A 12,568-nucleotide genomic window follows, 5' to 3' on the forward strand; every position below is an offset into this window, starting at 1 on the left:
GCCGTGACGAGCCACCATCCACGACGCCACCGACAGATGACCGTCGCGCCCGACTACCTCTCGGCGTTCGAGCTCGGCGAGCGCCCGAGCTCGCTCGGCATCCACGAACCGGTCCGTGTGCTCCAGATCGTCGAGGTACGAGGCCAACTCGTCGTCTGAGACAGCACCAAGGTCGCGGATCCGAAGTTCATCGCACATCGAACGCAACGTGCTCATCAAGAACTGACGATAGGCAACGCGCGTTCGCAGCGCTGTGAACTCCGTCACACCGCCAACGAATTGGGCCCGTCAACCCATGACCCGCGACAAAGGGGGATGGATATCGCAACGCGCGGGGGAGCGCACGACAATGCCGTCAGTCCGCGCTCGATGTCGGGCGATCTCATCGGCGAGCTCGCCGCTCACGTGAACGAGCCCATTCTTCGGGATCGCGGCCAATCAGTGGAGTTAGGATGCAGAACGTGATGGCCTCGTGACGTTCTGGAAGTTCCTTCACATCGCCTCGATGTTCGCGGCCGTGTCGATCTTCGTCGGCCAGGGGATGCTTTCCGGATTGGTCGCGCGCTCGGGTGACGTTCGCGCGCTGCGCCGCGTGTTGGCGATCGAGGACCGCTTCGCGCCGGTCGGCGGCGGGATCTTCCTGCTGGGCATCGTGTTCGGGTTCATCACCGCGATCAGCGGCGATCTCGACCTCACCGCGACCTGGTTGGTGATCGGGTATGTGCTAGCAGCGATCATCTTGCTGACCGCGTTCACGTACCACGCCCCCCAAGCAACGAAGCTGAAGGCGGCGGCGGAGGCGAGCCCCGACGACCAGGCATCCAGTGAGCTCCGAGCCCTGGTTGAGGCGCCGAGCGGTCGGTGGGTGAATGCGTTCGACGGCGTGGTGTGGCTTGCGCTCATCTACGTGATGGTCGCAAAGCCATTCAGCTAGTTCGCCATCCGCTGGCCTCGCTTCGTAGCACGATGGGCCGATTGACCCGCTAGGGAACGACGTCCCACGATCGAACGCAAAACCGCACCGCAGATGCGGATGCTAGGTGCGTGCTTGCCGAACGCACGAAGGATACGGTCTGACGCGAATGTCACACAGACGGCACGGGGCAGCGGTCGACACGAAGGTCGACGCGAGGATCGACACAAAGGCCGACGCGACGGTCGACGCAACGGTCGACGTGACAGCCGGCGACGGCATCGCCGAGCCATCGGCGGACACGATCGCCATCGACTCTCTCGCTCCTCGTGGGCTGCCGTTCAGTCGATACCTGGCCGCGCTGATCGCAATTCCGATCGGCGCGGCCCTGATGTGGTTTGCAACGATCGACGCTTCGTATCAGCTATGGCTCGCCGGTGTGGCCATCTGCGCCGTCGGGCTCGCGCTCGCCGGCATCGCCCTGGATGGTTGGTGCATCAACACGAAGCGCCGATGGCTCACGCTTGTCGTGGGGATCGCGCTCGTTTCGAGCGGTTCATTCTTGGCCGCTTGGGCATACGACCGTCAAGCTCTCATCTTGGGAGTAGCGGGCGTTACGACCGCAACGATCGGGTTGCTCAACTTCGGAGTCGCTTTGCTGTCGTGGGCGAAGCGCCACCCGGAGCGATGGGTCTTCTCCGGCCTCACGCTTGTCGCTCTCGGCGCGGTTACGACCGCGTGGGCCGTTCCCCGTCCAATCGGTGTCGATTGGGCGTTGCCCGCGGTGTTCGTAGGTGTGGGCATCGGTCTGTTTCACATAGGGATCGGTCCGTTCGGTGCGAAGGACACGGACACCGCGACGCGGTGCGTGATCTGGGGTCTCATAGCGACCGGTGTCGGCGTTGCCGCTCTCCTCGCCGGCGCGGCGACCTCGACGCTCGCTCCCGTGGTCGTGGGAGTACTTCTCATCGTGCTGGGTCTCGCGCCCCTGAGCGTTGGCGTCCTGCGCCTTCGTCCTCGGTGGCTGCAAGGCCCCGTCCTCGTACCGGCCGGCGTGCTCGTTTTGAGCATGGGACTGCTCGCCTGGCCGGTGCACGAGCCCTCCTATCTCCGATGGATCGCGGCGGGACTCCTCGCAATCATCGCCGGCCTCGTTCCGTGGCGCGGTGGCGTGTTCGTTCTCGCCGTGGTCGGCGCGTTCATCCTCGTCTGGTCCCTGACCGATCGGGTCGACCTTGCGCACCAAGATCCAAATCCTGAGGCGCCCAGCCGAATTCTCGCGCTCGGCGACTCCTACATGTCCGGAGAGGGATCAACCGCGTTCTTTCCCGGCACCAGTGTCAAGGGCGTGAATCAGTGCCGCCGAGCGTCCACCGCGTATCCGTACCTCCTTGCGGAGCGGCTGGGCATGGGCCTCGACTTCTTCGCTTGTTCTGGCGCGAAGACCAGTGAGATCCATGCGAAACCGCAGATGCCCATTTCACCCCCCGACGTGGCCGGTGGGAAGCCACAGCTGGACAACCTGACCTACTACCCGGCCACCGATCTGGTGCTCGTCAGCATCGGGGGAAACGACGCGCTCTTCGGCGAAATCGGCATCGCGTGCGTATCCCCGGGATCGTGCACCGATTTCCGTGATCACTGGCTCACGGAGGCGGCGCACATCGGTCGTGACGTGCGAAAGACCTTCGAGAAGATACGGGCCAGGGTCGGTGAATCGACCCCGATCGTCGCGGTTCCATACCCGCTCGTCCTCACGGAATCCAGCTGTGACTGGTCCGCTCTCGGCCCTAGGGAGCACGCGTTCCTGGTCGAGCTGATCACGGTCCTTGATGACAGGATCCGATGGGCTGCTGAGGCGGCGGGTGTCAACTTCTTCGAGCGAGGGGTCTTCGCATTCAGAGAGCGGGAGATCTGCCGCGGCTCACCAGACGACACGGCGATGAACTTCTTCAACTTCCAGCCGATCCAGGGAAGCTTCGTCGATCGCATCAACCCAGCGAACTGGGTTCACGGCACGTTCCATCCGAATGTAGGTGGGCACGTCGCACTGGCGAACGCGCTCCAACCGTGGCTCGAGTCTCTTCTGGCGAGGGTCGCCTCCGGTGGACGGGCTAACCCAGAACCGGACCCGGACGCCGAGTTCGCTCTGCGCCAAGTCAGGACCGTGGGTACCGTTCTCGACGACACCGCGGATCTCCCGCAGACCCTCGACTGTCCAGTGAACGAGCTGTCGGTGTTCGCGACGATCATTCCGTTGCAGAGCGACGCCACATCGTTCGCGCTGAACACATCGGCGGATGACTTGATCTGCTATACGGACCGCGATGGCGTTTGGCGCACCTGGCCGCATGACGTGGGCGACGATGACGTGGTCAGAGTTACGGACGATGGAATCAGGATCCACCCCGAAGCTCCGATCAACGGATGGACTCAGGAGTTCATCTACGGGCATCCCGGAGGCTCGTGGCAACGACGGATCGTCGAGTTCTGCGACAAGAACCCCACGTGTCCGAAAGATCCCGACTCGTGGATCCGGGACCGGTTGATCGAGGCGGGCAGATCGGCGGCGGTGCCGGCCTTGCTCCTGTTCTTCGGGGGCCTGCTGATCGGCCTCGGCACCCGACGACTTGTAGTTTGAGGAGGGGCTCGTCGCGACGAATCGCCCGTGACGACGAGGGCGGCGGTTTGGCCGCCCTCGGTTCGTCCCCGTTGTCTCCGCGTCAAGCAGCGGCAGGTCCGGTCGGCTCGACGATCCACAGTCCGGTACGCATGTCGCTCGCGTAGACGATCCCGGTGTCCGAGTCGATCGCCACACCCCACACCTCGGCAGGACCGTGGCCCAGCGATCCGGCGAACCGATCGTTCGTCGGCGGCACGAACTGTCCGACCAGGGTGGGTGCCGCCGGGTTGGTCAGGTCCAGCGCCACGATCCCATTGCTGTACCACGACGAGTAGGCGTGATCCCCGTTGACCTCTGTGTTGTGGACCGACCAGGACCCCGGCGGCGTGAAAAGCTCGCCGCTCGTGTGATCGACGTCGTCGAAGGAGCCGACCTGCGCGTACTCGGGGACCCCGTCCCCGTTGAGGTCGCTCGACGATGCTTCGCTGAACACGCGGATGAAGCCCCATGTCGGCGGGCTCGGATCGAGCGTCACCGTGACCGGACCGGTCACCGTCCGGATGGCAGCAGCCATGCCGTCGATGTCCGACACCTGGACGATGGCCATCCCTCCGGCCGCCTGCTGTACGGCTTTCGCGCTCCCCTCGAAGTACGGGTACGCGTCGTCGGGGCTGATCAGGTTGAACAGCACTCCGTCGGCGCCGGCCTCGGCCGCGCGCAGGACCTGGCTGCCGATCGTGCACGGGCGCGTCCATCCCGGGATGATGTCGACGTAGAAGGGATCGACCGTGTTCACCAGCGCGATGTCGCCTGTTGCGCCGGTGAAGTCCGAAGACTCGCACCCGTCGTTCGCGTCGTGGATCGTCCCGCTCACTGCCCCGATCTCGGAGAGCAGCGTCGGAGCCCAGGGCTCCTCGATCCCCGAGTACTCCGTGGCTCCCGTCGCGCTGCTCGTGGCCACCATCGGCGACAAGGAGTCGAAGTCCTCGTCGTTCTGGAGGATGTACCGCGTGCCGCCGACGTCATACGGGGTCATGGAGTGCGCGTCCCCGTCGTCCCTCACGCCGTACTGCGTCCGCGCGAGTAACTCCGGGGTTGTCGGATCGGAGATATCGAACTTCAGGACGCCGCTGTCCCAGTACGACACGTAGGCCGTCATCCCGCCATCGGCGGCCCGGACGCTGTGGGCATAGTGAGCGGCGAAATACCCGAGACCCTGGAACGAGCTCGTGACCTCCTGCCCGCCGCCGAAGTTCCTCAGCGTGCTGTCCGCGATCGCGCCCCAATCGGCGAGCTCGACCGGCGCCGACGGGTTGGTGATGTCGGCAATGCGGAACTCACCCCCCGAGTCCGCGCCGAAGTACGTGTTGTCGAACTCGGTGAACGGTACGGCCAGGAGCGCGAGCGACGTCCCGTCGGTGCGTGTGACCATGTCGAGCTCGTGCACGCCTCCGCCGGGGACCGGGAGGAAGCTGAGGGCCTGTGGATTCGTAGGGTCGGTGACGTCGAACAACTGGAGGCCGCCGCTGCCACCCTGGGGTTTGCAGAGCTGGACGCCGATCCCGAGGACGGCCATGCTCCCGATCCGCCTCACCACCACGTCCTCGTTGGAGATGCCGGTCCGCCCGCCGGCGCGGGCGACCACCTTGGGCCGGGTGGGGTCGTTCACGTCGATGATCTTGATTCCGCCGCCTGGGCACGGAGAGCTCCACGTGCCCACGTAGGCGAACTTCCCGACGTCGCCGCCGTGGTCGAAGAAGAAGACGTCGCCGTTGGGTGATCCACCCCCGAGGTTCACGTGTCCAAGGACGTCGAAGTTGTCGGCCACGAGCTGCGACGGAGGACCGGCGGCGAACTGCTTCGACTCGTGCGCCCTGAAGCCCTTCGGTTCGTCCGGGCCGCCGCCCGCAGCCGGGGCGGCGACGCTCGCGACCACGATGAGGGCGAAGACGGCCGCCGGAAGGGAGGACCGGACAACGCGCATACCACCACCTCCTGGGTCAGGCGGGTACGAGTTCGGTTGTCTCTCCTCGACCATATGCTCCCGGCAGCGGCCGCCACAAATCCGTCGCGTGTCCACAGGACCCCGACTCGTGGATCCGGGACCGGTTGATCGAGGCGGGCAGATCGGCGACGGTGCCGGCGTTGCTCCTGTTCTTCGGCGGCCTGCTGATCGGCCTCGGCACCCGACGACTTGTAGTTTGAGGAGGGCTCGGGCCGCTCGGCGCTACCTCACCGGAGCGATCGAATCGCTTGATCGCTACGTCTGATCGCCTCGTCACGCAGCATCGCCTCGAGCTTGTCGGGTGGGATCGGCCGCCCGAACAGGTAGCCCTGGGCCCGTTCGCAGTTCGCCCGTCGAAGCGCCGTGACCTGCTCTGGTGCCTCGACGCCCTCGGCCACCGTGCCCAGGCGCAGCGTCCGCGCGAGCTCGACGATTGCCCGAACGAGCGCGGCCGCGTCGCTGTCCTCCGTCGCAACGCCGTCGACGAACGACTTGTCGATCTTCAGCACGTCGATCGGAAACTGACGAAGATGCGCAAGCGAGGACGATCCGGTGCCGAAGTCGTCCAGGGCGATCTCGATTCCGAGTTGCTTCAGCGCTCGTAGCTTCTCCGCGGTCGATCCGGGATCCTGCATCAACGCCCCCTCCGTCATCTCCAGGGTGAGGGCTGCCGTGTCGAGCCCCGATTCGCGCAGGACCTCGGCGACACGAACGACGAGATCGGCCTCGAGCAGCTGGCGCGTCGAGAGGTTGACGTTCACCGTGAGCCCCGAGGCCCCGGGGACGGATTCGCGCCACGCCGCCGCCTGGCGACACGCCTCGCCCAGAACCCACACGCCGAGCTGCCCGATGATCCCGGTCTCCTCGGCGACGGAGATGAACGTTCCGGGCATGACGAGCCCCCGCTTCGGGTGGTCCCACCGGACGAGCGCCTCGACGCCGCAGATCTGTTCGGTTTGGAGGTCCACGATCGGCTGGTAGTCAAGTGCGAACTCCCTTCGATCGATCGCTCGCTTCAGGTCCGCCTGAATCTCGAAGAACTCCACGGTGCGCTCGTGCATCTCCGGCTGGAACACCGCGTAGCGGCCCTTGCCCGCGGTCTTCGCCGCGTACATCGCGGTGTCCGCGTTCCGGACGAGATCCTCGGGACCGACGGAGGCGTCGTCTACGAGCGCGACCCCGATGCTCGCCCCGACGAAGACCTCCCTGCTCCGGATGTCGAACGCAGCGGCGAGGCGCTCCTGAAGCCGCCCCGCGAGCTGGACCGCCGAGACCTCGGAGACCGCGTCCTCGAGAAGGATGGCGAACTCATCGCCGCCCAGTCGGGAGACGGTGTCACTCACGCGGCAGGTTGCCGAGATCCGGCGCCCCACCGCGACGAGGAGCTCGTCGCCCGCGTCGTGCCCCATGCTGTCGTTCACGACCTTGAACCCGTCCAGGTCGAGCAGCAGGACGGCGATCTGGCTTCTGTCGCGTCCCGCGCGCGCCAACGCGTGCTCGAGGCGGTCGCGGAACACTGCGCGGTTCGGCATGCCGGTCAGGGAGTCGTAGAACGCCCGCTGCTCGAGCTCCTTCTCCAGCCGGTACCGGTCGGTGACGTCGCGCGTGTTGAAGACCAGACCGGCGACCGCCGGATCGGTGGTGAGATTGCTGATGATCGCGTCCACATGCCTTATCGAGCCGTCGGCATGACGAAGCCGGAACTGACCTTCCACGACCGCGTCCGGTTGGGCGGTCGCGTTCGCCACGAGGCTGTCGAAGAACGCGCGGTCGTCTCGATGCACGAGGTCTCGAAACGTCGACCCCAGAAGCGCCTCACCGCCGGTGCCGACGATCGGCTTGGACGACGGACTCTGGTACGCGATCGCTCCGCGCTCGTCGACGAGCGTGATCATGTCGGAGGCGTTGTGAACGAGCGACTGGAACGTGGATGCATGCCGGATCCCCGCTCGGCGCATCGATAGGCCCATCCACACCGCGGAGATGGCGCCGAGGGCCCCGAGCGCGAGCGCGACCAAGACCAGACGCCGGAACCTCGCCTCGGTGTCGCCGGTCATCCTTCCGACCGCGTCGTTGGAGACCGTCGTTACGAGCGCGCCGGCCACTCGGAGCTCGAGCAGGGTCTCGTCGAACGCGGGGTCGCCGGGGTCGTGCGCCATCAGGTCCTCGCCGACGGTGATCAGCCGCTCGATCAGGCGCCTGTCTTGCTTGAGCTTGGCCACAACGCTCGGATTGCTCACGGGCCTGATGCTGATCTCCGCGTTGGCGCCGTGGACGGAGATGCCGGTGCCGCCCGTCAGGAGCAGCGTCGCGTTCTCGCGAAGCTCCTCGGCGGCCTCGGCCGGATCGGCTTTCATGCCACTCGTCACCAACAGCACGTCGCTGACGTAGCGGTTGGCGAGCGCGCGCTGACGCGCGGCGATGTTCACGACGAGCGCCGAGCCTTGCTCGTTCGCGATCGAGATCGTCGTGTACGTGACGATCGCCGTGACGATGGCGAGGTATGCGGCCAGGGTCCTGCGCACCCGCCGATCGGTCCGCAGGTCGCCCGGCATCCTTGTTTTAGGGCGGGCGTCAGGCATCGCCGACCGCCCGTACCGCGGCGTGCATCCCCGCGAGGTAGTGCCCCTCGAAGTTGCAGAAGAAGACGTAGCGTCCGGGATCTAGCCGAATCGTGACCTGCTCCGTTGAGCCGTCCTCGACGACCTCGATCTCGTCGACATCGTCGAGTCGGTCCTCGTCGACGCTCAGCCCGTCCGCACCGATGGGCAGCTCGCCGTCCGGGAGGCCGGTTCGGACCACGACGAACTCGTGCGTGGTGGGACCGATGTTCGAGACGCTCAGCGTCACCGTCCCGGCCGGCGCCGTCGGTCTCGAGGGCCGGACCTTGAAGTCCTTGATGGTGACGTCGAAGACCGAACCAGACGCTCCAGGCTCAGTCGGGCCGCACGCGGCGAGCGAGAGCGCCAGACCCGCGCACAGGCACGCGTTCCTGGCGATCGTGTTCCAGCGCACGCGAGCCCCTCCGGCCTCTGATCCGTTCGTAGGGAAATCGGTGGGTCTTGTCGTCCGCTTGAGAACCGGGGCGTGGGAGCTCAGGAACCCCTACCTCATTTGGGGGTTGGTCTCTCCTCGGCGACCCAGGACGATCACCTTTTTTGGATCGCCCGATGGGGGAGCGCGACCAATGAGAGCTCGGGGAACGCTGGGTGTGACCGTCCTACCGTGGGTCTGAACGGTCTAGTCGTCCACCCGCACGCCCGCCGAGTCCTCCAGGCGCGTGAGATCGATCACCTTCCGAACAGCGCGCCGCGGAGATCGAAGGACGAGACCGCGAGGCGACGCCTCCTTCGCAATCGTCACGAACGCCCGGATTCCCGTGCTGTCGATGAACTGCAGCTCCGACAGATCGAGGATCACATCCGACGCGCCGTTGGACGCGCTCCGGAAGGCGGTAAGGAGACTCGCGTCGGTGGCGAGATCGAGCTCGCCGGAGAGGCGAAGGACTCCGTCTTGCCAGGTAGCGGTGAAGCCCTCCATGTCCCCTCCCTTTCCTACGATGTCGATCGTGCGGCCGGTGGGCTCTGTTGACAAGGGCCGAACGAACTAATCGCGTTCGGGTTTCGTGCCTCCGACGACGGGAAGGGTCTGCGTGTCGGCCGCCGAAAGGTACGTGTCTGCATCGTGTCTGAGCACCGATTGCCGCACGACAGAGACTCGGTGCCACTGGCGCGGTCCATCGCAAGCGACGCTGTCACGGACAGCCTACAGCCGATCGAGCGCGACAACTTCGTCTTGATGGTCTCCGAGCTGGTCTCGAACTCGATCAGACACGCGCCGCCTGAGCCGAACGGTGGGATCGTGCTCCAACTCGATGTGGGCGATGCCAAGGCGAGAGCTGTCGTGATCGACGGCGGCCGGCGCTTCGACTTCGAGCGGGCGACCTTCGACCCTAAGACTCCCCACTTCGGACTCATGCTCATCGATCAACTCGCGAACAGATGGGGGCTCTCGCTGGACGGCGAGAAGGCCGTCTGGTTCGAGATCGGAACGGAGATCGATGAGGCACCGTGAACAGCAATCCCCGCGTTATCAATAGCTGCCCGTAACGCCCGCCTCCGGGGGCATACTGTCCCTGACCTGCCCGCGTGGCTCGCCAAACGATCATGCCCAGGCTCCCGAGCGCGATGGCACCCCCCACGACCATCAACCACGTCACCGGCTCACCGAGGAAGACGAACGCGGACGCGGCGGTGATCGGCGTCTCGCCCAACAGGATCAGCGAGGACACGGTCGCGTCCACCTGTCGGTGGGCCCACGCGACCAACAGGTGGCTGCCCTGCGCGGCGGCCAGGAACAACACCAGCCACAGCCAATCCTGAACTCGGAGACCGCCCAGCTCAGTTCCGGACACGAACACCGCCGGAGTCACGACGATCGCGCCGACCACCGTGACCGTCGTCATGTACTCCACGGCCTGGATCCGCTCCCGAACCCGCTTCGACAGAAGGAAGTAGCCGGTGAACACCACGAGTGCGCCGACCGCAAGGAGATCTCCCTCCAAGCTCCACGACGGTGTCTCGCTAGACCCGAGAACGAACATGACGATGCCGACGATCGAACCGGCGAAGAAGAGAAGTTCATCGCGCGCGACGCGCTCGCCGAACAAGCGTCCGGCCACGAGCACGACGAGGGCGGGCTGGAGCGCTCCGATGACCAGCACGTCGGCCACGTTCGTCCGCTTCAACGCGGCGAAGAACAGCACGATGGTGATGCCGAAAAGGACGCCGGCCGGGGCGGAGGACCGGATCGCCGACCACGGCAAGCGACGACGGGCCAGGGCGGAGATCGCGAGCATCACGACCGACCCCATCCACAATCGCCAGAACGCGAGCTCCAGCGCGGGTACCTGCGCGATCTTGACGATGACGTTCGACAGGGCCCAGGCCACGACGGCGACGCCGACCGCGCCGACCCCGAGGCGCGTCGCGCGGAGGCCTCGTGGCTTGGTGGTGTCGATCGCTCGACTACCTCAGCCGCGCGGTTGTCGGGTACGTGCCGTCAACGAAGGTCAACCGACCCCCCGGGCTCGGCGGATCTGATCCGCGTGGTCGTGGGCATGGTCGGCATAGATCTCCAGCCACGTCTCCACGCCATACGCGCCGCTCTCCGTGTGCGTCCCACGCCGCGCCCACTGGTCTTCGTCGAGTCTGTCGAGGATGTCGGCCGTCGTCTGCCGCGCCGCGGCGACCGCCTCGACCGACGCATCGATCGGGCGCTCACTGTAGAAGAGGCGTTGCGCGTACTCCTCTTGTTCGTAGCCCTGAATCGTCGGCGCGTCTTCGGCGATCAGGCGACGCAGCCGGATCGCCGCCGTCATCTCGCTGTCCGCCATGTGATGGACTACCTCCCGAGCCGACCACTCATCGGGCCCCGGGCGCGTGTCGAGCTCTCTGTCGGTGATCCCCTCAATCGCCTCCGAAAAGACGCGAGTCCCTTCCTTGTAGCGCTCGACCAACTTGACGCGCATGCCCTGTTCCATCGCGATCCTCCCCCCACTATCCGGCCGCCGCTGATGGTGTGGTCTGACGATTCTCCAGTCGGCTGCGAACGACGAACCAGAACGGCACCAGGATCGCCGAGGTCACCACGGCGTTGTACGCGAAGTGCAGCACGGTGTCCGTTACGCCGAGAGCGGCGTCGCCGATCCCGGGGCAGGGACACCCGTCGTTGATCAACACTCTGGAGATGATCACGACATGCTCGATCTCGTGCCATGTCTCCAGGCCAACCGCCCCAACGACGTATACGAGGTACGCCCATCTCGGGACGATGGATGGGCTCGCCGCTCGGATCGGTCCCAGCAGGATCCACAGTGAGATGAGGAGGGCGACGTTGAAGAACAGGTGCAGCCACTCCTCGGTGCCCTGGAGCTGGAAGACATAGCCGAGGAGGCCGAGGGCCTCGTCGTCGGGGACGTTCCAAACCGTGACCTGAATCAGTTGCAGGACGTGCTCGAACATGTGAACGCTCTGGACCGTCACCACGCCGACGAAGAACCAGAACGGCCAACCTTCCAGGATCCGATTCGGTTGCGACGCGCTCCGATCGGCGGGCCTCGCCGAACGGCGTGCGGCTATCGGAAGCTCAGCCCTCGGTTCCACCTCCCTCGTCGGCGCGGCCTCCTCCGCTCACATCGTGGTTACAGGGGATCGCAGTGAGGGGCTCCATCGGGGAAGCTGAGCGGATCACCGAACGAATGAACCGGTACGGCCACAAAGGTAGGGATGAGTTGGATATTGGCGACGAATCCGTTGTTCAGTTTCGCGGGGCCGCTCCCGGAGTTCGAGAAGTGGTCGGTCATCATCCCAGTGAAGACGCCGGGATTGGCAATCGTGTTCGAGACTCGGAACGAGTTGCTGTAGTTGAACACATAGACGTTCCCAGCTTGGTCCGTGGAAGTGCCGTGTATGTGCGTCGCGTTCATGATCGTCACGACGCCGCTCGGGCTGATTCTCTCGGCCGTAACCGATATTGCCGTGCCCTCCCCGACGAGAGTCGTCCCGCTCGCCAGATTCGAGCACGTCGCCGACGAGAGCGTGAAGCTGACGGGGAACGTTTCGATCAGCGGGCTCGCCTGCGCGGGTATCGCGACAACGAAAGTGCCGACGAGGATCGCCGAAACCACGGCTAGCCGTCTCATTGAGAAACCTCCTCTCCCTTCCTGGGGCGAGTCATACACCCCCGTCCTGGGCGTTTGTCAAACGCGGTTGGGCTCGCGCACATCTGCGTGTCAAGGGCCGTAGTCTGGCGGGGACAGCTAGCTTCAGGAGGCGCCGCATGCCAGCCAAGAAGACCCCTTCGAACAAGGCGACGGCGAAGAACGCCAAAGTCCCGAAGGCGCCGGGGAAGGCGTCGGCAAGGGTATCTGGGCATTCCGCGACGCCGTCCAGGGACCCAGCGTCAAGGGCGACGCGAGCGCGGCCGGGCGACCTCATCGTCATCGACTCGCCTCACGTGGGCTCCC

10 protein-coding genes are annotated in these 12,568 nt (G+C 65.7%); 2 read left to right on the forward strand and 8 right to left on the reverse strand.

Annotated elements, in window-relative coordinates; genetic code table 11:
* Positions 1 to 472 precede the first annotated feature (472 nt).
* The gene (locus tag VFA08_05390; GenBank protein ID HYZ13023.1) at positions 473 to 934 is read left to right on the forward strand and encodes a hypothetical protein; all 462 of its coding nucleotides are present in this window, start codon (positions 473 to 475) and stop codon (positions 932 to 934) included.
* Positions 935 to 1,082: 148 nt separating this feature from the next.
* Positions 1,083 to 3,554, forward strand: coding sequence for a GDSL-type esterase/lipase family protein (locus tag VFA08_05395; GenBank protein ID HYZ13024.1), 2,472 nt, complete (start codon positions 1,083 to 1,085; stop codon positions 3,552 to 3,554).
* Between the two features lie 82 nt (positions 3,555 to 3,636).
* On the opposite strand, the gene VFA08_05400 is transcribed toward VFA08_05395, so the two are convergent.
* From VFA08_05400 to VFA08_05435, 8 genes are all read right to left on the reverse strand, one after another.
* Positions 3,637 to 5,520 carry a hypothetical protein gene (locus VFA08_05400; GenBank protein ID HYZ13025.1) on the reverse strand — a complete coding sequence of 628 codons (1,884 nt, stop codon included), beginning with the start codon at positions 5,518 to 5,520 and terminating at the stop codon, positions 3,637 to 3,639.
* 248 nt (positions 5,521 to 5,768) lie between these two features.
* Positions 5,769 to 8,066, reverse strand: coding sequence for an EAL domain-containing protein (locus VFA08_05405; protein HYZ13026.1), 2,298 nt, complete (start codon positions 8,064 to 8,066; stop codon positions 5,769 to 5,771).
* Positions 8,067 to 8,115: 49 nt separating this feature from the next.
* The gene (locus tag VFA08_05410) at positions 8,116 to 8,556 is read right to left on the reverse strand and encodes a cupredoxin domain-containing protein (GenBank protein HYZ13027.1); all 441 of its coding nucleotides are present in this window, start codon (positions 8,554 to 8,556) and stop codon (positions 8,116 to 8,118) included.
* Between the two features lie 225 nt (positions 8,557 to 8,781).
* Positions 8,782 to 9,081, reverse strand: a complete 300-nt coding sequence (locus VFA08_05415) for an STAS domain-containing protein (protein ID HYZ13028.1) — start codon at positions 9,079 to 9,081, stop codon at positions 8,782 to 8,784.
* A gap of 439 nt (positions 9,082 to 9,520) precedes the next feature.
* Entirely contained in the window at positions 9,521 to 10,561 is a 1,041-nt protein-coding gene (locus tag VFA08_05420; protein HYZ13029.1) for a DMT family transporter, read from the reverse strand.
* Between the two features lie 51 nt (positions 10,562 to 10,612).
* Positions 10,613 to 11,083 carry a DinB family protein gene (locus VFA08_05425; GenBank protein HYZ13030.1) on the reverse strand — a complete coding sequence of 157 codons (471 nt, stop codon included), beginning with the start codon at positions 11,081 to 11,083 and terminating at the stop codon, positions 10,613 to 10,615.
* A 16-nt stretch (positions 11,084 to 11,099) separates the two neighbouring features.
* Positions 11,100 to 11,705, reverse strand: coding sequence for a hypothetical protein (locus tag VFA08_05430; GenBank protein HYZ13031.1), 606 nt, complete (start codon positions 11,703 to 11,705; stop codon positions 11,100 to 11,102).
* A gap of 38 nt (positions 11,706 to 11,743) precedes the next feature.
* Positions 11,744 to 12,283, reverse strand: coding sequence for a hypothetical protein (locus tag VFA08_05435; GenBank protein HYZ13032.1), 540 nt, complete (start codon positions 12,281 to 12,283; stop codon positions 11,744 to 11,746).
* Positions 12,284 to 12,568: the final 285 nt, after the last annotated feature.

Source organism: Actinomycetota bacterium (assembly GCA_035640355.1).
Taxonomy (GTDB): Bacteria; Actinomycetota; UBA4738; order UBA4738; family HRBIN12; genus CALGFI01.